This window comes from Capnocytophaga canimorsus (assembly GCF_002302565.1).
GTDB classification, from domain to species: Bacteria; Bacteroidota; Bacteroidia; order Flavobacteriales; family Flavobacteriaceae; genus Capnocytophaga; species Capnocytophaga canimorsus.
Genome location: NZ_CP022382.1, coordinates 1,092,256 through 1,115,504, shown reverse-complemented (window position 1 = coordinate 1,115,504; position 23,249 = coordinate 1,092,256). Strand labels below are relative to the sequence as shown.

Below are 23,249 nucleotides of genomic sequence, written 5' to 3'. Positions count from 1 at the left end.
AAATGATGAAAAGAATATTACTATCGGCATTAGGTGTTACTTTAAGTTTTAGCACCTTTGCTCAAAATGAAATAGATGCATTGCGTAATTCTACCGAAAACCTACACGGAACGGCTCGTTATAGGGCTTTGAGTGGAGCTTTTGGAGCCTTAGGGGGCGATTTGTCGGCAATGTCAATCAATCCAGCAGGTTCAGCCGTATTTTCAAGTGGTGCTTTGGGGCTTTCTCTTGGCAACATCAATACCAAAAATAATGCAACTTTTTTTGGTAAAGGAATTTCAGAGGAAAATTCAGATTTTGATGCAGAACAATTAGGAGGTGTTTTCGTATTTGCTGACCCTGATGAATATGTAAATAAATTCAGTTTTGGGGTCAATTACCAAAAAACTTCTGATTTTGAGGATAATATTTTAAGATTTGGGGGAAGAAATAATAAACATTCGGTGGTGGATTATTTCGGAGAACACGCCAAGGGATTCAGAGTCGGCGATTTGAAAACAAAAGCTGGGGAAAGCATATCCGATGCTTATCGTGATTTAGGTACTAATGGGTCTTTTAGTTTGCAACAAGCCTTCTTAGGTTATCAAGCGTATCTTATTGAAGATGAAAAAAATGGTAATGGCGATAATGAAACATCATACTTGTCAAATGCTAAAATTCCAGTAGATCAGTTGTTTTTACAAGAAACGATGGGGCGTAATTACAAATTATCGTTCAACTTCGGTCTGTCCTTAAACAGTAAGTTCTATTTGGGAATGAACCTGAATTCGCACAATATCAAATACCGTAAAGACACTCGCCTTATAGAGCGAAATTTTGAAGTGGGGTCTAACGTAAAAGAAGTGGATTTCAGAAATAGTCTGTTAACCACTGGTGGCGGATTTTCATTCCAACTTGGAGGGATTTATAGAGAAAAAGATTTACGTGTGGGAGTGGCTTACCAGTCGCCTACTTGGTATCGATTGGAAGATGAAACCACGCAATTTTTAGCAAGCTCAGTTGATGATAGTGGAACGATAAAAACGCACGTTATTGCCCCTGATGTGGTTAATCTTTACGAAGAATACAAATTTCGAGCTCCTGGACAATGGACACTTAGTTTGGCATACATCATCGGTAAACGTGCCCTTTTAAGTGCTGATTATCAGTATAAAGATTACACCGCTATGCGTTACTCGGCTTCGTATTTACAAACCGAAAATGAGCGTATTAAAAACTTGTTTACAGGGGCTTCCTCTTTCCGATTTGGCACAGAATTCAAAGCTACTCCAGCCCTTAGCTTCCGCGCAGGAACCAGTTACGAACAAAGTCCTTACAAAGACAAGAAGATGACAGGAAACTTAATGGGATATTCCCTTGGTATGGGATATGATTTTGGAGGAATCAGTTTGGATTTTGCTTACAACACAGCCAAACGCAGTTCTGAATATCAAATGTACGAAATCGGTTTGGTAGATAGGGCTCAGGTGGATACCCGTTGGAATAGTTATATGTTTACCGTACTTTTCAAGTTATAGATATTTAATTTTGTTAGTTTTAAAAAAGTCAGCTCACAGCATTGCTGTGGGCTGATTTTCTTTTATTCCAATATTTTTACTTGAATCATTTTAACATCGGTAATAGGCCAATTTCGCTCATCGGTTTTTACTTTATTGATTTTGTCCACGACCTCCATTCCAGCCGTTACGCGCCCGAAGGCGGTATATTTTCCGTCCAGATGATACGCTCCAGGGGCTTGTGCCACGATGAAAAATTCGTAAGGTGAAGCAAATTGGTGTGGATTATCAATTTCGCTGCTGGGCATTGAAACAATACCCCGATGGTGTTTGAAGCCCTTTTTGGTGTCGGGGGGTAATAAGTAATTGCCAATTTTTCGGCGTTTACGCTGTACGTCCCATCCGTCGGAATTACCTCCTTGAACTACAAAATCGGGCACTACTCTATGAAATACCGTTCCGTCAAAATACTTTTGCTTGGTTAGAAAAATAAAGTTTGCTCGATGATAAGGAGTTTGCTCAAATAGTTCAATATCAATATCTCCATAGGAGGTAGTAATGCGTACCTTTCGTTCTTTATTTTTCTTTTCATATTCAAAAAGGAAAGAAATTGCCGATTGGGTGGTTAATACCTCTGGTATTTCTTCTTGCTTGGTAGTAGTGTTTTTTTCTGAAATAATTTCTTTTTGTTGAGTATTGATATTCTGCTTTTTATCCTTGCAACTTCCCAATAATAAAAACGACAACCCCAGAAGTAAAGTTAAAAATCTATATTTCATTTAGAAAAGTTTTTAAAATAGATAGAGTTTGGTGAGGGCTTTCCAGATATGACATATGTCCGCCTTCAACTATTTGATAATTAGCTTTTACAAGCTCGGCTTGTTGGCTTATTTCATCGGTAGGAATAAGGGTATCTTCAGCACCACAGATATAAAGTTTAGGCACATCAAGTCTTGTTAGCAAATTGATGCGGTCTTTTCGTATTTTCATAGCACGAGAGGCAGCTACAATGCCACAAAGCGGTGTTAAAAGCGCTTTTTCTACGATTTGATTTATGGATTCGGTTTGTATTTGCCTATTTCTGGCACTGAATAGATTGGGTATAGCAACTTTGATAAAATCGGCTTTATTTGCCGTGGCAACTCGTATGGCTTTTTCTCGGTTTTTTTGTTTTTCTATTGAATCGGCTGCTGCTGTTGAATTCATCAAAACAATACCCTTAACTTGGTCAGGATATTTTTCAGCAAAAGCCAGAGAAACGTATCCGCCCATAGAATGCCCTACCAAAATACAATCTTTTATTTTTTCGGCTTGGAGTATTTCAAAAATACCTTCTGCCATCATTTCCATAGGATGTGTTTCAGAAAAGCAAGGGGTTTTGCCGTGTCCTGCCAAGTCAGGGGTGATTACCCTGTGGGTTGCGCTTAATTCTTCGGCAAATTTTTCCCAGATGGTATGGTTTTCTAAAAATCCGTGAAGTAAAATTACTGCCTTTCCTTTACCTTTTTGGGTGTAAAAAAAAGAGGTATGTCTGTCCGATTTCATAAAATATCCGCTATTTTTGTGGCTTGTAAAATAATTTTGTACAAAGCTAAAAAAATAAAATGAATCAAACGCGTATTGTTTTTTCTGTTGCTTTTGCTGCTTTTTCAATGATTTTTGGGGCAGGAAATTTGATTTTACCTCCTTTTCTGGGGTTACAAGCAGGAGAAGATTGGTTTTTGATGGCTTGTGGTTTTTCACTCTCCTCAGTACTTTTAGCGGTTTTAGGAATGCTTGTACACGCTCATTTGCAAGGTACAGTGATGGATTTCTGGGGGAAAACACCTACCAAAATGGGACTTATTTACTGTTTTATAGTTTATGCCTTGTGCGTGATTTTACCTGCCCCAAGAACGGCTTCGGTAACTTATGAAATGGCTATTGCTCCTTTTGCTAATATTCCTTCGGTGGTTTTTAGCTTCATTTATTTCGCTCTTACACTTTTGGTGGTTTTTAATCGTACCAAAATCATTGAAATTATTGGCGAATATCTAACTCCTATCATCATTGGTATTATTTTTTTGGTTTTCGCTATTGCTTTTTTGGGGCAGCACGATGCGCTTTTACCAACCGCTGTGGAAGCTCCGTGGATTGTTGGGCTTTTAGAAGGATACCAAACCTTTGATGCTATCGCAGGTATTGTTGTAGGAGGCGTTTTGGTAGTTTCTTTGGATTTGAAAGGAAATTTCAACTACGCTACCAAACGCAAAATTATTATTTATGCGGCCATCATTAGCGGATTTTTTCTGTTTCTAATCTATGCAGGGCTTACCTATATGGGGGCTCTGTTCGGAAATGATTTTCCGCAGAATACATCGCGAACCGATTTAGTTTCGGGCATTGGTCAGCTTACTTTAGGCAAGTTCGGAAATGCTTTTTTAGTAACTTTGGTAGGTATTGCTTGTTTTACCACGGCTGTCGGAATTATTGCTGGGGCTGCTGATTTTATAAAGAAAATATGTAATCATTCGGTTTTGGCATATCGCATCACGGCTATTGTTGGGTGTAGCTTTGGAGTAATTGTAGGGCAGTTGGACTTAAATACCATACTCAATATTACGCTACCTTTTCTGTTGTTTATTTACCCCGTAACTATTTTGCTTATCCTCCTGAATGTGGTGCCTCAAAATTGGGTTACACGTCCCATTTTTATGGGAGTTTTGATTATCGGATTTATTTTTGGTATTTTCGATGCCCTGCTTTGGAGCGGTTTGTTTCCTTCGGAAAGCATACTCAATTCTATCCCTTTACAGCAGTATCATTTAGGATGGCTTTTGCCTTCAATTGCCCTTTGGGTGATTTTTATTGTGTATCATAAAATTGCAAATCAATCGTTATGCAAAAACCGTTAAAATATTCATTTATCATTCCTGTATTTAATCGTCCTGATGAAATTGAAGAGCTGTTAGAAAGTATTACAAAGCAAACGTATGATTCTGACTTTGAAGTTGTAGTGGTCGAAGATGGTTCTCAAATTTCTGCTGAGCAAGTTTGCCTAAAGTATGCCGATAAGTTACACATTACTTATCTTGCCAAGCCAAACACGGGTCCGGGAGATTCTAGGAATTATGGTATGCAAAAGGCAAGATATGATTATTTCATCATTTTAGATTCCGATTGTTTACTCCCAGAACATTACTTGGAAGCGGTGGACAGCTATTTGCAAAAACATTTTGTGGATTGTTTTGGCGGTGCCGATGCCGCTCACCCCGATTTTTCCGATATTCAAAAGGCAATCAATTTTGTAATGACTTCTTTTCTAACCACTGGTGGTATTCGTGGTAGTAAAAAAGGCGTACAACGCTTTGAACCTCGTAGTTTTAATATGGGCTTGTCTCGAAAAGGCTATGAGGCAACAAATGGTTTTGGAAAAATACATCCAGGCGAAGACCCCGATTTAGTCATTCGGCTTTGGAAGAAAGGCTTTCAAACCGCTTTCATTGAAGACGCCTTTGTGTATCATAAACGACGTATCTCTTGGGAAAAATTCCGTAAACAAGTTAGCAAATTTGGGCAAACGCGCCCCATTTTAAACCATTGGCATCCGCATACTCGCAAAATCACATTTTGGTTACCGGCGCTATTTTCGTTAGGATTGATTGCAGCTCTAATAGGTACGTTATGGGGGTGTTTTGCCGGATTATACCTATACGGAGCTTATTTTATACTCATTGCTTGGCATAGTACGCGTGTCAATCGAAGCCTACGCATAGGGCTACTATCTGTTTGGGCATTGCTTATACAATTTTTCGGTTACGGTTTCGGATTTTTATACGCCACTTTTAGGCTTTTGTTTTCCCGTCAAAGTCCTGAAGTGCTTTTTCCACATCTGTTTTTTAAATGATTTATCTTTTAATCTTTTAAAAACGATGTTTTAAACAGACGAAGTTCGTCCCACGAATATTTTTCTTGTAATACAGCGTGTAAATTCCCTAAAGATATATCCTCTTCTTTTTCAAAGGTTTGGGTGAGTTCGTCAATTGCTTCTTTGGGGAGTAGCTCCGTAATCACGATTTGCTCTTCTTGCAATAATTTTATCAAATGCCGATAAATTGTACTTTCTGAAAGCATTCGTTTTTGGGCGGTGAGTGCTACGGATTGCGTTGCTTTCCAAATAGCTAAGGTTATCAAATGCGTCGGAGTTTTGGTGCTTTTCTCTTTGCTAGTTTTTACTGTACTTTCTTGTTCTACAAAGAGTTGATTTTCTTTTAAATGTTCCAATACTTTTAGATAAAGGCTTTGACGAAGGTCTTTCAGTTGATGGATATCAATAGTTTTGCTATCCCAAGGCGCATCGGTTTGACTTATTTTAATAATTTGTTTGGTTTTGATAAGCTTGCGAAATACCCCTAAAAGAGCCATTTCTAAGTCGTAAAGTTCGCCTTGAAACTGCTTTACTTTTTTCAAACTTTGCGTTTCGCCTTGTACGCGTAGTATTTCATACCAAAGTTGTTTTAATTGTGGGAAGAAATAGTCATAAGCCTTTTCAAAACGCTCGTATAGGGTTTGTGTTGAGGTTTGTGTAGCAAATAGTTGCCGAAGTTGTTCAGTGAATTTTAAAGCAATGCTTCCCAAGTGGTTTACCTGTGCTACTTGATTTACAGCCCATTGCTGATATTTGTTTTTATGCCCAGTTTCACCTTTGTACGAAGCACTATGCAATTGCCATTGCCCTATCAAATTATCCCAAAGGAAACTATCAAGCAATTGTTGTTTTATAAAATCGGTTTTACCCATTTCCCAAACCTGATGTAGTTGCTCTTTTGAGATTTTATTTTTCTGATAATCATATACTTCTAAACTGTTCTCAATGCCCATTTGCGGTATGGGGTGCAAAAGTACCAGTCCGTTGAGCGAACGCAGACGCGATAGCGCAACGTAGGCTTGTCCTCCTGCAAAAACACGATCTAAGTCGAGGACAGCTTTTTCAAAGGTAAGTCCTTGACTTTTATGTACAGTAATTGCCCAAGCCAAGCGTAAAGGGTATTGCGTGTATGTACCCAAGCGTTCCTCTTCAATATCTTTAGTTGTTGGATTTACACGATAACGAATATTTTCCCACTCGTAACGCTCAACAATTATCGTTTTTCCGCCATCAAGGGTGACCTGAATTTCATCTTCACTTAAAGCCGTAACTTCCCCCATTTTTCCATTATAAAATAATTTCTCTGCTGACAAATCGTTTTTGATGAACATTACACGGGCACCTACTTTCAGGTGAATATACCGCTCAATAGGAAACATATGCTCTGGGAAATCTCCTATAATTTCGGCCTCGTACATCCATTCTGGCGTGGTTAGAGTTGCCATTTCTCGATGGTTGATAGCATCAGCAGAGGCATTGTGTGTGGTCAGAGTAATGAAACCGCTCTGTGGTTCGGGTTTGAATTGGGGTTGTACATAGCTTTGCAACAATTGTATATCAGTAGTTGTTAAGCGATTGTCTCGCAAATGATTTAGTAGCGAAATGAACTGAGGGTCAGATTGTCTGTGTATTTTATCCAGTTCCACATACAGTAAAGGATAATCGGTAATTACTTTTGATTGGAAGAAGAACAGTCCTGTGTAATAATCGCGTAGTATTTCCCATTCTTCATTTTTCACCACTGGAGGTAATTGTAATAAATCACCAATGAATAATACTTGCACCCCGCCGAAAGGTTTTTTGTTCCCTCGAATGGTTTGCAACATAAAATCCATAGCATCAACCACATCTGCACGAAGCATACTTACCTCATCTACGATTAAAAGTTCTAAGTTTTCAAATATTTCACGTTTGTTTTTATGCATTCGGAAGTGTTTGGTCAAAGAACTTCGATTTTCAAACCGATTTTTTTCGCTTATCACAGAGGGGGTAGAAAAAGTAGGTAAAAATGAAGCAAAAGGCAATTGAAATAAAGAATGGATAGTAACTCCACCTGCATTGAGAGCAGCAATACCTGTGGGGGCAACCACTACAGCGTTTTTGTAGGTTTGTGATATGACCCGTTGTAAAAGTGTGGTTTTGCCTGTACCTGCCTTCCCCGTCAGAAAGATATTACGATGGGTTTGGTTAATCAATGCTATGATTTGTTCTGATAGTGGCAACGCATTTTGCTTCATATCGATATTTAGTTTTTACTGATAAAAAAACAAAAAAATAGGTTTTGTATTATTTAAAGCGTTAAAATCTTTTAATTTATTTGCTTTTTTTATATTTAATTACTACCTTAGCAGTGGTTATGTGGGTTATCTTATATTATTGGGGTAACCAAGATGCACAAAAGTAGTAATTAATAATTTTTTAAAAACAAGCAAATGAAGAAAATTTTTAAAATTGCCTTAGTGGCATTGTTTGGGGTAGTAGGTTATACTGCTAATGCACAAGAAACGGGTCTCTCGTTAAAGGCGGGGGTGAATTTTAACGGAGTCTCTGGTGATGATGTTAAAGGGGCTAAAGGAGTTGTAGGATTTCACGCTGGATTGGGCTATGAGGTAGGTTTTACCGATATTTTTGCCTTTGAAACGGGGGTGTATTTTGATACCCGAGGTTATAAATATGAAGTAGAAGAAACGATACTTACTAAGAAGATTGAGGCCAAAACAAACATTTATTCGATAACGGTTCCAGTACTCGCTAAAGCTCGTTTTGAAGTACTTCCTGATGTTCGCGCTTTTGTAAATGCAGGTCCTTTTGCCAATATTGGTATTATGGGTAAAGCGAAGTTAGGGGATAAGAGTGAAGATGTAAAATTCGGAAACAAAGAAGACGAAATTGAGCGTTTCGGTTATGGTGTAAACTTTGGTGCTGGTGTGGAGTTTAACAAATTTGTTGTCGGTGTTGGCTACGATTTGGGGCTTAGCAAATTACACAAAGATATTAAAGCGTATAACAATGCCTTTAAAGTGAGTGTAGGTTTTAAATTTTAAAAATTAAAATTAAACATTATAATAAAAGTTTAGACAAACTTACAACAACATTCACTAATGAGCTCGATAATTCATCGAGCTCATTTTGTTTGTGTTGTAGGTTTTTTGTTTTGTTCTCAAAACAAATGTTCTTGAAGTTTAGGGAAAATGGTAAGTTATTTTATTTACTTTTCGTAAATTAGCTGACACAAGAGGTTTAAGAGGCACGATTTATAAAATCAGAAAATTTTGTCTGTCATTTACTTATGAATAAGATTATTGAAAAAGAATGATATTATGCTGAATAAAGTTACAAAAGCGAGTATATGAGCGAAGTTCGGTAATCATAAGGGTTGGATTTTAATTAGTTTGACAAAAATGTTTTCTTTTTTGGCTATCATACTTTTTAAATCAACACAACAAATTAAATTTACTTAAATATGAAATATTTGTTTTTCAATATATTATATTTTTTACTGGGAGGATTTTCTGCTTTTGCACAGCTTGATACTCTCAGCAAAGAAGACTTACAACGTTATGAAGGAGAGGTTATTCAGCTTTCGGAAGTACTTATCTTCGGTAAAGAACGCACCTTTGATAGTCAGGAGGCACAACGCAAATATTTGATTTTGCAAAGTAGGGTAAAGAAGGTGTATCCGTATGCACGATTGGCAGCCGAGCGACTTGAAATTATGGAAAAAGCAATGGATACGATGCCACGCCGTATGCAGAAGACTTACACCAAACGTATGCAACGTTATATAGAACAGCGTTTTACAGACGAACTTAAAAAATTATCTCGCTCACAGGGTCGCATTTTGGTGAAACTTATTCATAGACAAACTGGACGAACTTCTTTTGAATTGGTTAAAGAGTTGCGTAATAGTTGGAGTGCCTTTTGGTATAATAATACTGCTTGGTTGTATGATATTTCCTTAAAAAAGCCTTATAATCCGTGGCAAGATGAAGAAGATTTCTGGATTGAGGACATTCTTCAAAGGGCTTTTTATAAAGGAGAATTACAACCTCAAGACCCTGCTTACCCCATAGATTATACAGAATTGACCAAGCAATGGGAAACAAAACTCCGATAATTTTACCGAACTTCAATTAAGATGGCACGTTCATCGCCTTGAGGGTTAATAATGCGTAGTATGTGCTTCCCCTTAGATGCGTTAATATTCATCTCGTGAAAATGAAAGGTACTGCCCAAAAAGGTATCGTTCAAATACCAAAAAACTTCCCCTTCGGTATTGGCTGCCTTGGCAATAAAGGGTTGTAGCTCTCCTCCGAAATTTTTGGTGGTATAAATCACGCTCTGATGTTTGGGATAGATGAAGTCTAAGCCACTAAATCCGTTTTGTGATTGGCAATCTGAGCGAAAAGGAGGTAGTGTTTTGTATCCAATATGGTGGTTTTTGTAAAACCATTCCATAACTGGAGGTAAAACAAACCAAGAAGTAGTTACGATATGGCTTAAAGGTTCGCAAGAGGCATTTACTTGAAAATTTTTGTCTTTGCTTAGGTGTACCCATCGGTGATAAGGACAAGGTGTCCCTTCTTTGACCGTAATTGGGGCTAAAATCTGTTTTTTAGGGCAATTTTCTTTAGCTAAATGTCCAGAAGTTTCACAAACACTAACCAAAGTCAAGTCGTCTAAGGGTTTGGCAAACCAACTGGTTGGTGGTAAGGTGTTAAACACGCTGAACATTACTGGGGAAGCGTACGAAGCGCCTGTAAGTGATGGGCGCCCTTCTCCAGTGGCATTGCCTATCCAAACCCCTACCACGTATTCTGGGGTTACTCCTATCGCCCACGCATCTTTATTACCAAAACTAGTTCCGGTTTTCCACGCAATTTTTCTTGACGATTCGTAATACCGCCAAGCGGCATCGGTAGTGGGGCGATTCACTTCCTTCATCGCATTGAACATTGCCCAAATACTACCTGCACCTAAAAGCGGTTTTTCAGAGACCGATTTGCCGAAATCTATCTTTGGGGAGGCTTCATAAGTAAAGTCTTGAAACTCTTGAGTTCGGTATAATTGTTTTTGGTTAAAGAAATTAAGTTCAGAGGCTAAATTCGTATAGGATCGAGTCATTTCCCAAAGGCTACTTTCAGCACCCCCTAAAATAATGGATAATCCGTAATGATCGGGGTGTTTTTTGATGCCTAAAAGCTGTAATTGTTTCAGAATATCATAAAAACGATACGTGCTGTACTGCTTGAGTAGCAAAACAAAAGGAATGTTTAATGATTTTGCTAAAGCCATATCGGCAGGTACAGCCCCCTCGTAGGTATTGTTGAAATTTTGAGGTGTGTAGCCTGAAATTTGAGTAGGAATATCGGCTACGAGTTGTTGGGGGAGCAAATCGCCCTCATTGAGCATTGCGGCATACAAAAAGGGCTTCAAAACACTGCCTGTACTTCGTTGAGCTACAATGATATCTACATCTTTCTGATGAGATGGGTCGGTGGGTGAATTGCCAACATAAGCCAAGATTTGTCTTGTTTTAACATCTGCCACTAAAACAGCCATATTGTACACCTCTGACTGTGAGTAATGTGCGTAAATTCCTTTGACAATTTGATTAACTTTCTCTTGGACGCCTATTTTTACGGAGGACTTTATTCGTTTTCCTTGATTTTTTTTGCTGATAAGTTCCAGTAGGTGTGGAGCTATTTGTGGTAGTTCGTGAGGCTTTTGCGGAAGTGGTTCTGATAGCGAAAGTTGGTATGCTTCCGAGTCGATGATTCCTTTTTCATAAAGCTTTGATAGTAAGGAATTACGTTTTTTAAGCAATTTTTCTTGGTTTTTACCTGGGAAGATGAGACTAGGGGCGTTGGGTAAAACAGCCAAAGTGGCTGCTTCGCCCCACGAGAGTTGGTCGGGAGTAACTCCAAAATACCGCCAAGAAGCCATATCAAGTCCTACTACATTTCCACCAAAGGGAGCGTGTGAGGCATATAGCGCTAATATTTTTTCTTTAGAAAATCGAAATTCCAACCGAGTAGCTAAAATCAGTTCGATGAGTTTTTCAAAATAGGTTCTTTGCTGTTGCTCACGTGATAGACGAATGATTTGCTGAGTGAGGGTGCTACCTCCACGCACTACACGTCCTTGTTTGATGTTTTGCCAAAAAGCCTTGCTTATTGAAATGGGGTTTATCCCCCAATGATAATCGAAGTACTCATCTTCAAAATGTTTTATGCAAGTGGCGAATCGGTAAGGTACCGAATCAGCCTCTGGAAAACGCCATTGTTGGTCGGGGGCTATTTTGGCACCTAAGAGGTAGCCTTCCGAGCTTTCAAGTACCGTTGCATAGGCATCAGGGAAGAGTTTTTGAGGTAAGCAAAAGTAATATCCGACAAGTAAAACAAAAGCAAGCAACAACTTTAACGGATGCTTTTTGACTTTGGAAAATAATTTATTGGCAAATGTAAATTTCACGATGCTTTGGTTTAAAATACAGATGAGATTAAATGTCAATTCAAATACAAAATACTCAAAAATGATTTCAACTCATTACGACGCCAAAATTAACAATCATTTTTTAAACCTTATTTTCTTCAGTTAAAATATTTTTTCGTTCTCTTTTTTAAGAGTTTTTTTTGAGATATTTAAAATAGATGGGTGCTTTGGTTTGATTTATTTTGTTAAAATTGAAATAGGAGGGATTTTTTTTGTTGTGTTATTCATTTTTTGTTTATATGTTTGTTAAATAGCTTTAAATGTGAATTTATGAAAACATTATTCAAATTTTTAGGAATTATGGCTTTTCTTTTAGTGGCTGGTTGTCAAAAAACAGATGATGATTTTTTGCAAGAGGGTATTTCCTTGCAAGAAGCTAAAACTTTCTTTGAAAAACAAGAAGCCGAAAAAGAAAAAAAAGGTATTGATTTTGAAATTACGCCTAAGTGGGAAACTTTTATGCAGGGTGGGGAAAATAGAGAAGGTGATTTTAGCGCTTCTGTTCAGGTTATTGTAAATCAAGGTGATTTTAAAAAAAGGAGTGCTTTTTATTGTACAAAAAGGAAAAACAATAAGAGCCCAAATACTAATAAAGGAAAGAATTTTAGAAAATGTTGAAAATCAAATGTTGGTTTTTGATTTACAAGGAGTGCTGAAAAAAGTGTTCTACGTAGAAAAGGGGGAGCTAAAAAGGAGGAACGTTAAACACACTCCAAGAAGTTCCACAAGCAGAACAACTACTAAAGAATATATATATACGAATTGGAGCCTGTTTATGTATATGGTCAGGGAAGTGATACCCCTGACAGGTATCATATAATGGAGTTAATACGGTACTATGATAGTTTTATGGATTATCCCGAACAAGGTAGTGGTGAAAGTGATGATAGCAATTATCGCGAGGAGAATGACCGAGATTATAGCATTAAACCCCGTGGTGGAAACAGAAACACCCCTCCCAAGCCTGAGCAAATTATTGACCAAATAACCGATGAAAAAATTAAATGCCTACACGACAAGCTACGCAAAGGCAACAACGATTATGTAAAAGAAATTTTTAGTAAATTTGAAGGAAATGGTACTGAATTTGATATTGTAATTTCGTCTAAGGATAAAGTTATAGGTAGGCAAGGAACGAAAGTAAATGGAATTACTAAATATACTCGAGGTGATAAAACAATTTACATAGAAATAAGTGAACCAAAAGCAGTTGGGAGAAGTGCCTTAGAAATGGCAAGAACCATTTTTCACGAATATATTCACGCAGATATTTTTAGAAAAGTTCAGACAGGCGATGTCTCAAATCCAAGTGATTTTAAATCGGTGTATGAAAAATATAAATCAGAGAGAGAAGAACAATATCAACACGAAATGATGGGTAAGTTATATGTAGAGACTATGCGTGATGCTCTTAAAAAGTTCCATAAAGAAGTTATGCCCCGAGAATGTGCTTATTTTAAAGAATCGTATTTTGATGTATCTGTAAACGAGGATGTTTTCTATGAAGTATTAGCGTGGCAAGATCTCAAAGAACACAACATTGATGCCTATCTAGAAAAAGTAAAAAAAGATTCTAATTTTCCTGATATTGTAAAGCATGTGGAACAAGTTTAAAAATCATTAACTCAAAGATCTCCTTGTGAATGAAATTAGTTATAACATTTCTATGCCTATGTAAGTTTTGTACAAACATAGAAAAATTAAAATCCAAAAACAATGAAAAATACATTACTCATTACATTACTTTTATTGACTTTTAAATTATATGCACAAATATCTGATAGAGCATTGTTTGTCATCTTTGATGATACAGATGGTGTTTTACGTACACAAAAAGAGGAAATAAACTCTGGTGAAACTTATTGGTTAGATATTACGAAACATTACAAGCATCATAAGGTATTTGAAAGATTTGACAAAAACAATAAGCTTTTTTACAAATCAATAGAATACGATTATAAAAATGATAAAGAAGATTGGGTTTTAAATATTTCTCACATTATTAAAGTACAAAATAGTGATAAATACTCCGTTATTAAAAGAGATCATATTTTACTAATCCCAAATGAACATCTGGATTACCTAAAAGATATGAGACAGGTAAAAACAATCACACAATTAGAAAAAATATGGAATACACTCTCGCAAGAAACTTATGATTTCTTTTTTGATGGTTATGCATATATTTACAAAATACCTCCGTTTGTAAAGCATCATATATTTGTCATTTTTTCATCTGATTTACAAAAAGATTATATACCTTGTTATCAAGTCCGTGTACATCCGTCAAATATACAATATGAATAAAAGTCCCAAGAGGACATCATTTTAAAAAATAATTAAAATGAAAATCTTAATCACACTTATTTTCTGTGCTTGTGTAAGTTTTGTACAAGCACAGAAAAACTAAAACTACAAATAATGAGAAACAAGTTAATTATAGCACTATATGGGGGTTAAAATGTAATGTACAAAAAGATATAATATAAAAATGCCTGAAAAAGCCCTAAAAATAAGTAAGTTGCAACAAAAAAAGCCCGAAAATGCAACCAAAACCAAATGTGCAATAATTACTATTAACTACCATTTAATTACCATTTAAAAAGCCCGAAATTACCATATAATTTACTCTAACTACTACTGTAAGGTACAAAGGTAGTTAAAACTACCATAACCCCAATAAAACCGCCCCTTTTGGGGCTTTTTTTATGCCCAAACACTACTGCTTTGGGACCCGCCGAGCGACCATTTGCGTGAGCCCACGAAAATGATGCCGCCCACCCCGAAAAAATACAAAAAAAACGCATTAGGACTACACTTAGGACTACAAAAAACGCCCAAAAAACAGGTAGTAAAGGCATATATATACGGATTTGCATACAACCAAACCCCACTTTTTGCATAGTAGAAGGGGGTGTATTGTAGGCTTTTTTGCAACTTGTTTTTGTGTTAAATTACTGATTTTTAGTTTATTGAATATAAAAACACTAAAAAAACATATATATTACGCTGTACATTTATACCTCATTACGCCCTAATGGTAAGGTAACAAACCCACACGCGGGGCAATAATTAACGGGCGGATTGAGTAAGTGGTTGAGTAATTGGTTTGTTTTGACTTGGTTGGTTGAATTGATTGACCGTTGTACCTTGAACCGACTTTAACGTTTGTATTTCAGCTTCTAATTTAGCTATCTTCTCTTCCTGCAAAGCGTTTATTTTCTCTTTATCTTTGAGTTGATCCTCAAGCATTGCCACGTATTTATCATTTACTGATCCCACCGGTGGTTGGGGTTGCTCACTTTTAAGCATTGACCCCTTGCCGGTAAGTAACCATTCAGCATTAACATCAACAAATGATGATAAAACAGATCTTAAAACGTCATAGCTTGGCTTACTTCTTCTACCCGACACAATATTAGATATAACTTGCGGGGCAAATCCAATCATTTCTGCAAATTTTTTTTGATTTCCAAAACATTTTTTTTCAATCATTTGCGAAAATCTTTCATTTATTTCATAAGAAATATCGTCATTTGTTTGTTTCATGTCATCATTTGTTTATATATTTGCACCAACAAACGGAACAAATTAAAGCAATGGACAAAAGTAAGCAAAAAAGAGAAAAGTATCACCCATTGGCAGTACTCCAGTGCCGTACCCTTGAGCGAACCGGTTAGGGTTTGAAACCCTTTGTAAGAAGATGCCATATCCAAATTCAACGTCTTTATCGTATCATCTAAAAACTGAATGTTTTTTGCCCCGTTTTGTCCTGAAGCAAATTCAATTGCATTTTTATATCCTTCGAATTGTGCGGTTACTCGCGTTACTTCATTACCAAAGGCAATAACCGACCCTACGGCGAAGGCTCCGGCAAGGGCAATACCCGCCTTTTTAGCAAAACTGCCAAGTGCTCCGAAACTTTGTTGTCCGGTTACCCGTATTTTGCCAATGTTTTTGTTGGTAGAATTTACCGCTTGATCAAGTTCGGTGGTGGCGGCTCTTGCCCTGCGAATGCTTACTCCAAAACTTCGGTCAATTAAGTCAAGTGCGTATTGTAAACCTCTCATAAGTAAATATTTTAGTCAATTTATTTGTTTGTTTAAAAAAGTTTGTATCTTTGTCTCAAAAGAGGCTTGAAGTAATTTCAAGTAAGGGGCCTGTTACGCTTCGGGCGGCTGGCACCGCAGATTCACGCCTAATGTGGTTTATCCCATATTAGGCGTGTCTTATTTTTAGAAATTACGATGTACTTCATTTTTGTCCTTAAAATAATACATTGCCTTGATATTCTGTTCTTTTAGTTTTAAAATTTCCCAGTATATCTTGTTTGTTTCTTTGGTAAATTCAAAAAGTACCATTTTCGCCCCTTGTTTGTTAATGGCGCTTTTAGCTTCCTTAACAATATTGTTATGACTGCTTAAACTTTTCAAATCTATCGGAATACCATTTAAAGCTCCATCGGGACTGCTAATACCAGGTATTTCGTTCCACAATTCCATTTGATAGCCGTTTTGTGCATAAACCAATGCCACACGCTTTTCTTTTTTGAACTTAGCCGTCTCGTTTTTGTTTATTTTAGAGTGAGTGATTCGGTCTTTGTTGATTACCAAAAAGCCACCCAATAACCCTATCGTTGATAATGTTTATTTAGTAAGCGCTTCAAATAAACATTTTTTAAAAGAATTGGATTTATCTACTGTTAAAAAATTAACCCATCTTAGTGTTTTTAGTAACCCTGTTTTGGAAAAAATTTACGTACACCAAGACGTTATGAACAAACTTCTGAACAACACTATCAAGTTGAGATATGATATAGGTTATTATGTTAATTCTTTTTATGTACCTAACCATATTACATTAGCTAACATTTTCGTTAAACCTTAAAACTAAAAAATATGCAACTAACAACCCATTTTACAAAGAAAGAATTTGACTGCCGAGATGGTTCCACAATGCCATCGCAGGCATTTGAAAACGTCAAGCAATTGGCTGAACAACTACAAGTTTTGCGGGATTATTTAGGTAAAAAGATAACCATTAACAGCGGTTATCGTTCCAAAGCCTACAACGCTACTTTAAAAGGAGCATCGCCTAAAAGTCAGCACCTTTTAGGCAAAGCCGCCGATATTGTTATCGAGGGAATGACACCTAAAAAAGTCGCCGAGACCATCGAAAAACTAATTGCTCAAGGCAAAATGAAACAAGGTGGCATCGGAATTTACAAAACTTTTACGCACTATGACATTCGTGGTGTGAAAGCAAGGTGGGATTTTTCTAAAAAATAAATTGTTGATTATGAAACGAATACTTTTAATTATTACGGCTATTGCCTTTTGTTTTTTGCCGAGATACAACACGTAATAATATCTTTATTGTTTTCTCCTCCGATTTAGAAAGAGATTACATTCCTTGCTACGAAGTTGACGTTTTAATAAGTACAATTGTAGAAGAATGAAAATTTTGATAAAGTTTTGTAACTATTGGTAGTTATCAGTTTTATATTGAATCTTTACACACAAATCTAAAAGAAAGAAACGCCTAAAAAGTAAATTTCTAGGCGTTTTAAGCAATGAAAGTGATTATGAAAAAATTATTTCGATTGTTTCAAATGGGTAATAATATCTTCTGACATTTTGTCTAAGTCATAAGTGGGTTTCCAGCCCCAATCTGTTCTTGCACGAGAGTCGTCAATGCTATCAGGCCAACTATCAGCGATTTGTTGACGGAAATCAGGAGCGTATTCGATTTTGAAATCAGGAATGAATTTCAAAATACTTTCATAGACTTCTTTGGGTGAGAAAGATAGTGCCGATACGTTATACGAGGTACGTACCTTAACCTGATCTTTTGGAGCATCCATCAAATCCAAAGTAGCTTTAATGGCATCGGGCATATACATCATAGGCAAATAAGTGTCTTCCGACAAAAAGCAAGAGAAGGTTTCCCCTGCAATAGCTTTATGATAAATGTCCACAGCATAGTCAGTTGTACCTCCTCCAGGTAAAGATTTGTAGCCAATTAGTCCAGGATAGCGCAAACTACGTACATCTACACCGTATTTTTCAAAATAATATTGACACCAAAGTTCTCCTGAAATTTTAGTGATTCCGTAAACAGTTCCTGGTGCGGTAGGAGCATCTTGTGGTGTATTTTTCTTAGGAGTATTAACTCCAAAGGCAGCGATAGATGAAGGCCAAAACACACGGTCAATGTTCTTTTTACGAGCGATTTCCAAAACTCCTAAAAGTCCGTTCATATTTAAATCCCAAGTGAATAACGGGTTTCGTTCTCCCACGGCTGAAAGTAATGCCGCTAAATGATAAATTTGGGTAATTTGGTAGTTTTCTACTAACTGCTCTAGACGAGCAATATCTTTTATGTCTAAAACTTCAAAGGTGCAGTATGAAAATTTTTCAGCTACTTTTTCGTTTATGTCTGTGGCTACGATGTTTTCTTTGCCAAATTTGTTCGCCAAGGCTTCCACCAATTCACTGCCTAGCTGTCCGCCTGCACCGGTTATCAATACTTTAGTAGTCATTTTAATGATGAATGGTTTTAAAATTAACGCTTACAAAAGTACAATTTGTTTTTGTTTTTGACTTATGAAACGATGTTATTTTTTTCACATTTTTAGTCTCACTACCAAGCCTTCGTTGCTACGAATATTAAAGATGGTATTGTCTTCAAAAAGAAGATATTGTCCTTTTATTCCAGTAAGGATTCCCTCGTAGTAAGGGGTTTTGAGTAAGTTTAAGGAAATGGGTTTCTCAGGATATTTTATCACAGGAAAATCAATGTGATATTCCTGATGATAAGCCGAATAGAAGGCTTTGACTTCATCGGGTAGATGTGGTGCTAAGGTTTCTTTAATTTGTTGTAGATTGATGTCGTTTATGGTGTTGGTTACCATTTTTCGCCAATTGGTTTTGTCTGAAACATAGTTTTTCAGAGCTACTTCCGTAATTCCTGCTAAGTAACGATTGGGCAATTCGGCAACAATTAGAGCTTGATGAGCCCCTTGGTCAATCCATCGGGTGGGAATTTGCGACTTTCGAGTAACCCCTACTTTAACATCACTTGAATTGGCTAAGTACACCACGTGAGGTTGTAGCTGCATTTGTTTTTCGTATGTCAAATCGCGATCTTCGATGTCTAAGTGAGCTTTACTAAGTTCGGGGTGCATAATCCAATCGGCTGCTTGCGGAATTTCAAAAAAGCAACCTTTACAGAATCCTTGCCGAAATAAAGGTTCATTTCTTGAGCAGTTTAAACATTGAAAATGAGAAAATTCTATAGATATTTTTTTACCGATGAGTTCATTCATCATTAAAAAATCCGTATTCAATTGCAAGTAATAACGTACAGGACGATCGGCTTCTGTAATCATTTTTTTTAGTACTCCTTCAAACATAAATAAAGTTTTATTATATTTACCAACGAATTAAAAATTTCTGTAAAAGTAATAATAAAATGCCATTAGCGCTATTCAATTCTATAACATCTTGGTTTTTAAAACGACGTATTGGTCAGATAGAGGAATTTGTAAACTACCCCCATCGGGTTCAAGAACGGGTTTTAAGTCAGCTTATTGAAGCGGCAAAAAACACTGAAATTGGGCAGAAATATGGTTTTTCTTCTATTAAAGATTATGAGCAGTTTGCTTTGCGTGTGCCTTTAGTTTTTTATGAAGATTTTGAACCTTTCATTGAACGAGCAAGGAAGGGAGAAAGTAATATTATTTGGAATACCCCCATAAAGTGGTTTGCTAAAAGCAGTGGTACTACCAATGCCAAAAGTAAATTCATTCCCGTTAGTGATCAGGCTTTGCAAAATTGTCATTACAAAGCAGGGAAGGATATGCTCTGTTTGTATTTGAACAATAATGAAAATTCTAAATTATTTACTGGTAAGAGCTTACGACTTGGTGGTAGTAAAGAGTTATATGAGCAGAATGGTACTTTTTTTGGAGATTTGTCCGCAATTTTGATTGAAAATTTGCCTTTTTGGGCAGAGTTTAGCTGTACTCCTGGGAACAAAGTTTCGCAAATGACTGAATGGGAGAGTAAACTCAAAGCAATTGTAAATGAGGTTAAAGATGAGAATGTAACCAGTATGGCAGGGGTGCCTTCGTGGATGCTCGTATTGCTTAATCGGGTGCTTGAAGCCACTCAAAAATCGCATTTACTGGAAGTTTGGCAACATCTGGAGGTGTATTTTCACGGAGGTATCAGTTTTGTGCCTTATCGGGAACAATACCGACAAGTATTGCCTTCTGATAATTTTCGTTATTATGAAATTTATAACGCTTCGGAAGGATTTTTCGGCATTCAAGACCGAAATGGCTCTGATGAAATGCTGTTGATGCTTGATTATGGTATTTTTTATGAATTCATTCCGATGGATACTTTCGGAACTCCACAACAAAAAGCCATACCACTGCATCAAGTACAAATGGGCAAAAACTACGCAATGGTAATTACCACCAATGGCGGATTGTGGCGTTACATCATTGGTGATACGGTTCGGTTTACTTCTGTGGCTCCGTATCGTATTAAAATTACGGGGCGTACCAAACATTTTATCAATGTTTTTGGCGAAGAACTCATCATCGAAAATACCGAAAAAGCCCTCGAAAAAGCTTGTGAACTTACTCAAAGCCATTTGACAGATTACACCGTCGCTCCCATATTTATGGAAGGCAAACAACAGGGCGGACACGAATGGATTATTGAATTTGAAACTCCTCCTGAAAATATGGCTCAATTTTCCGAGATATTAGATAACGAACTCAAAAAACTCAATTCTGATTATGAGGCAAAACGCTATAATAATATGACGCTCAATCCCCCAAAAATAAATGTAGGACGAAAAAACTTATTTCACGATTGGCTCAAAATAAACGGAAAACTCGGAGGACAAAATAAAGTACCACGATTATCAAATAATAGAGAATATTTAGAACAGCTTCTCAAATTGTAGTCTTTTAATCAAAATATTCTCTTTTGGAACATTTTTTAGTAAATTTTATGTAATGAAAATGGGGGCACAGATCAAACAAAGCATAATCTTTTTATTTTTGATTTTATGTGTGATTTCTTGTACCGATAAGCAAAAAAATGCCGAATCGGAGCATTTTTGGTTGCCCCAGAAAACGCAAATAGCGTATAAAATTAACCAAAAAGATGTTTTTTTAAGTGCAATTCAAAATAATGCTTTTTGGCGGGAAATAAACCTACAAAGTATTTCTAGTGATGTAGTTACAATTTTGTCTGAACTTCCTTCACAAGATGAAATTGGGTTGGCGTTTACTCCAGAGAATACTTATTTGATAACAGCATTAGAAGAAAAGTCATTTGTTGAGCAACTACTTACTCAAAAGAAATTAACCTCAAAATGGTTTTATACTTTTGTGGGTAAACAGTTGATTATTAGTTCTGATGAGTTTTTAGATAAGCAGAAAGAAAATCCTCTTCTTGAAAATAAGGAAATAAACACATTGCTTTCTTCTTCTGATCCTCAAAGTATTGCTAATATATTGATTACCAAAGAACGAGTACAAGACTTTCTGGGAGTGTTTTTTAATGGAAATTTCACTCAATATTTTGCAAGTTGGCTTTCTTTTGACCTACATTTGAGTGAAAATGACATCCGTTTGAGTGGCACGGTAATATCGGCATCTGCTGATGCTAAAAGCACTTTTTACCCCTCTGACCACGCCAAAGAAGCGGTAAAGATGATGCCTTCAAATACCTTACAATACATTAGTTATAGCAATAAGCATCTGGCACAAGAAGCAACTTCCTTTGAAAAATCAGTTCGTGGGATAACTTTCTGTAAAAATGATGCTCTTGCGTTTTGTTTTGTAGCTTCAGATGATACCCGTTATAGTTTGGCACAACTTCCTATTTTACAGGAAGATTTGCAGGTGGATTTTCCTTTGTTTGAACTTGCTCAAGAGGCTGAATTTTCCGCTTTTTTTGATCGATTTGAAACAGATTTTTCACCTAAATTTGTTTGCCTTTATGACGATTTTCTTATTTTTTCGCAAGAAAAACAGTCTCTTATTGCTATTGTTGACCAAGTCAGAGCCCAAAAAACGCTTCCTTTTAATGCCTCGTATGCACAATTGGAACAAGAAATGGCTTCCTCGGTAGGAATGACCCAAGTGGTAAATTTGCAATCTGACCCTGATTTTGTAGGAAAATATCCTAAAATAGCCAAAAATTATCGTTGGGTCAGTTTTCAAATGACGGCTCAAGATGATTATTATATTTTTAATTTCATCAGTAAAAAGCAACAAATTGAAAAGTCAGAAACTTCACTTAATGAGCGTTTTGAGTTTGTTTTAGAAGCAAAAATGCTCATTTGTCCTCAAATTGTGACAAACCATCGAACCAAACGTCGTGAAATTGTTGTTCAAGATGCTCACTATAATCTCTATCTGATTGGTAATACGGGGAATTTGCTTTGGAAGAAAAAACTTGACGGAAAAATACAATCTAAAATCTATCAGGTAGATTTGTTTAAAAACGGATATTTGCAAATGGCGTTTTCTACGGAAAAATCACTTTGGGTAATTGACCGAAACGGAAACACCGTTAGTCCTTTCCCTAAAAAGTATGATGAAAAGATTAGTCCTTTATCCGTGTACGATTATGAGGGAAATTTAGACTATCGTTTTGTATTGGCTCAAGGTAATAAAATTCATCTGCTGGATAAAAAAGGACAGCCCATTTCGGGGTTTTTACCTCCTGCCGAAGCCAGTGATTTGTTGCATACGCCCGTTCACTTTCGTACTCAAAGTATGGATTTTTTGGTCTATGGTACTGAGCGAGGAGATTTTCGTATTTTGCATCGTAATGGTGGAGTACGTATCGCTGTGGATGAAAAATTTTCGTTTTCGTCAGATTTACCCCTGCTTTTGGAAGATAAATTTATGATGAAAACTCAAACGGGGGAGGTTGTTGGCGTTGATTTGAAAGGAAAAGTAACCATTCATAAAGGTACTGTAGCTTCAAATCAGCATTGGATAGCAAATCGGCATATTGCTGCTCAAATCATTGCAGATACGCTACGTATAGGGCAACAAAACATCTCTTTGCCTACATCTGATTTTCAGAACTTGAAAACATTCCGAATACGAGGGGTTAATTATATTTCGGCTACCGATAGCTCTACCCATAAGGTGTACTTGTGGAATGATAATGCACGAGAAATTCAGGGCTTTCCATTGCAGGGAAAGGCTATTGATATAGATGTTGATTTAGACAAAAACGTTTGGATAGCTATAGCAAAAGATGATAACACTTTAGCTGTTTATCAAATCGGTACTTTAATTCCTCAATAAT

21 protein-coding genes are annotated in these 23,249 nt (G+C 36.6%); 11 read left to right on the top strand and 10 right to left on the bottom strand.

The genetic code is table 11. From position 1 onward, the window contains the following. Positions 1–5 precede the first annotated feature (5 nt). Positions 6–1,517 carry an OmpP1/FadL family transporter gene (locus CGC47_RS04855; RefSeq protein WP_157799869.1) on the top strand — a complete coding sequence of 504 codons (1,512 nt, stop codon included), beginning with the start codon at positions 6–8 and terminating at the stop codon, positions 1,515–1,517. A 62-nt stretch (positions 1,518–1,579) separates the two neighbouring features. On the opposite strand, the gene CGC47_RS04850 is transcribed toward CGC47_RS04855, so the two are convergent. Beyond that, positions 1,580–2,275 (bottom strand): peptidylprolyl isomerase, encoded by a 696-nt coding sequence (locus CGC47_RS04850; protein WP_042002015.1) that lies wholly within the window; start codon positions 2,273–2,275, stop codon positions 1,580–1,582. Beyond that, positions 2,265–3,041: an alpha/beta fold hydrolase gene (locus CGC47_RS04845; RefSeq protein ID WP_095900375.1), complete on the bottom strand. Its 777-nt coding sequence runs from the start codon at positions 3,039–3,041 to the stop codon at positions 2,265–2,267. The genes CGC47_RS04850 and CGC47_RS04845 overlap by 11 nt, the downstream gene beginning before the upstream one ends. Before the next feature lie 59 nt (positions 3,042–3,100). Here CGC47_RS04845 and CGC47_RS04840 point away from each other — a divergent pair, with 59 nt between their 5' ends. After that, a complete protein-coding gene (locus CGC47_RS04840; protein WP_042002018.1) occupies positions 3,101–4,390 on the top strand; it encodes a branched-chain amino acid transport system II carrier protein in 1,290 nt (429 codons plus the stop codon). Beyond that, positions 4,375–5,382 carry a glycosyltransferase gene (locus CGC47_RS04835; protein ID WP_095900069.1) on the top strand — a complete coding sequence of 336 codons (1,008 nt, stop codon included), beginning with the start codon at positions 4,375–4,377 and terminating at the stop codon, positions 5,380–5,382. The genes CGC47_RS04840 and CGC47_RS04835 overlap by 16 nt, the downstream gene beginning before the upstream one ends. 8 nt (positions 5,383–5,390) lie before the next feature. Here CGC47_RS04835 and CGC47_RS04830 read toward each other — a convergent pair whose 3' ends face one another. Next, entirely contained in the window at positions 5,391–7,640 is a 2,250-nt protein-coding gene (locus CGC47_RS04830; RefSeq protein WP_042002020.1) for a helix-turn-helix domain-containing protein, read from the bottom strand. Between the two features lie 195 nt (positions 7,641–7,835). Here CGC47_RS04830 and CGC47_RS04825 point away from each other — a divergent pair, with 195 nt between their 5' ends. Beyond that, positions 7,836–8,447, top strand: a complete 612-nt coding sequence (locus tag CGC47_RS04825; RefSeq protein WP_042002023.1) for a porin family protein — start codon at positions 7,836–7,838, stop codon at positions 8,445–8,447. A 419-nt stretch (positions 8,448–8,866) separates the two neighbouring features. Further along, positions 8,867–9,520, top strand: coding sequence for a DUF4294 domain-containing protein (locus tag CGC47_RS04820; protein WP_013997898.1), 654 nt, complete (start codon positions 8,867–8,869; stop codon positions 9,518–9,520). 2 nt (positions 9,521–9,522) lie between these two features. On the opposite strand, the gene pbpC is transcribed toward CGC47_RS04820, so the two are convergent. Further along, positions 9,523–11,877, bottom strand: a complete 2,355-nt coding sequence (pbpC, locus tag CGC47_RS04815; protein ID WP_082025351.1) for a penicillin-binding protein 1C — start codon at positions 11,875–11,877, stop codon at positions 9,523–9,525. Between the two features lie 291 nt (positions 11,878–12,168). Here pbpC and CGC47_RS04810 point away from each other — a divergent pair, with 291 nt between their 5' ends. The 3 genes from CGC47_RS04810 (at position 12,169) to CGC47_RS04795 (ending at position 14,205) form a co-directional block, all read left to right on the top strand. Continuing rightward, on the top strand, positions 12,169–12,516 hold the full coding sequence (locus CGC47_RS04810; protein WP_042002026.1) for a hypothetical protein: 348 nt from the start codon (positions 12,169–12,171) through the stop codon (positions 12,514–12,516). 201 nt (positions 12,517–12,717) lie between these two features. After that, positions 12,718–13,512 carry a hypothetical protein gene (locus CGC47_RS04800; RefSeq protein WP_147269753.1) on the top strand — a complete coding sequence of 265 codons (795 nt, stop codon included), beginning with the start codon at positions 12,718–12,720 and terminating at the stop codon, positions 13,510–13,512. A 102-nt stretch (positions 13,513–13,614) separates the two neighbouring features. Next, the gene (locus tag CGC47_RS04795) at positions 13,615–14,205 is read left to right on the top strand and encodes a hypothetical protein (RefSeq protein WP_042002032.1); all 591 of its coding nucleotides are present in this window, start codon (positions 13,615–13,617) and stop codon (positions 14,203–14,205) included. A gap of 323 nt (positions 14,206–14,528) precedes the next feature. Here CGC47_RS04795 and CGC47_RS04790 read toward each other — a convergent pair whose 3' ends face one another. From CGC47_RS04790 to CGC47_RS04775, 4 genes are all read right to left on the bottom strand, one after another. Further along, positions 14,529–14,777, bottom strand: a complete 249-nt coding sequence (locus tag CGC47_RS04790; RefSeq protein WP_147269752.1) for a hypothetical protein — start codon at positions 14,775–14,777, stop codon at positions 14,529–14,531. Between the two features lie 193 nt (positions 14,778–14,970). Beyond that, positions 14,971–15,447 (bottom strand): helix-turn-helix domain-containing protein, encoded by a 477-nt coding sequence (locus CGC47_RS04785; protein WP_095900066.1) that lies wholly within the window; start codon positions 15,445–15,447, stop codon positions 14,971–14,973. Further along, positions 15,444–15,968 carry a hypothetical protein gene (locus CGC47_RS04780; RefSeq protein WP_042002037.1) on the bottom strand — a complete coding sequence of 175 codons (525 nt, stop codon included), beginning with the start codon at positions 15,966–15,968 and terminating at the stop codon, positions 15,444–15,446. Before CGC47_RS04780 ends, CGC47_RS04785 begins: the two co-directional genes overlap by 4 nt. A gap of 165 nt (positions 15,969–16,133) precedes the next feature. Beyond that, positions 16,134–16,523, bottom strand: coding sequence for a hypothetical protein (locus CGC47_RS04775; protein WP_042002040.1), 390 nt, complete (start codon positions 16,521–16,523; stop codon positions 16,134–16,136). Between the two features lie 273 nt (positions 16,524–16,796). Here CGC47_RS04775 and CGC47_RS04770 point away from each other — a divergent pair, with 273 nt between their 5' ends. Further along, the gene (locus CGC47_RS04770) at positions 16,797–17,186 is read left to right on the top strand and encodes a YcbK family protein (RefSeq protein ID WP_042002043.1); all 390 of its coding nucleotides are present in this window, start codon (positions 16,797–16,799) and stop codon (positions 17,184–17,186) included. A 305-nt stretch (positions 17,187–17,491) separates the two neighbouring features. On the opposite strand, the gene CGC47_RS04765 is transcribed toward CGC47_RS04770, so the two are convergent. Then, positions 17,492–18,439, bottom strand: coding sequence for an NAD-dependent epimerase/dehydratase family protein (locus CGC47_RS04765; RefSeq protein ID WP_013997909.1), 948 nt, complete (start codon positions 18,437–18,439; stop codon positions 17,492–17,494). A gap of 84 nt (positions 18,440–18,523) precedes the next feature. After that, the gene (locus CGC47_RS04760) at positions 18,524–19,312 is read right to left on the bottom strand and encodes a DUF2797 domain-containing protein (RefSeq protein WP_042002046.1); all 789 of its coding nucleotides are present in this window, start codon (positions 19,310–19,312) and stop codon (positions 18,524–18,526) included. 59 nt (positions 19,313–19,371) lie between these two features. Between CGC47_RS04760 and CGC47_RS04755 the strand changes: the two genes are divergently transcribed. Together CGC47_RS04755 and CGC47_RS04750 are read left to right on the top strand one after the other, a co-directional pair. Next, the gene (locus CGC47_RS04755) at positions 19,372–20,880 is read left to right on the top strand and encodes a GH3 auxin-responsive promoter family protein (RefSeq protein ID WP_095900065.1); all 1,509 of its coding nucleotides are present in this window, start codon (positions 19,372–19,374) and stop codon (positions 20,878–20,880) included. Between the two features lie 58 nt (positions 20,881–20,938). Beyond that, positions 20,939–23,248 (top strand): hypothetical protein, encoded by a 2,310-nt coding sequence (locus CGC47_RS04750; protein ID WP_147269751.1) that lies wholly within the window; start codon positions 20,939–20,941, stop codon positions 23,246–23,248. Position 23,249 lies beyond the last annotated feature (1 nt).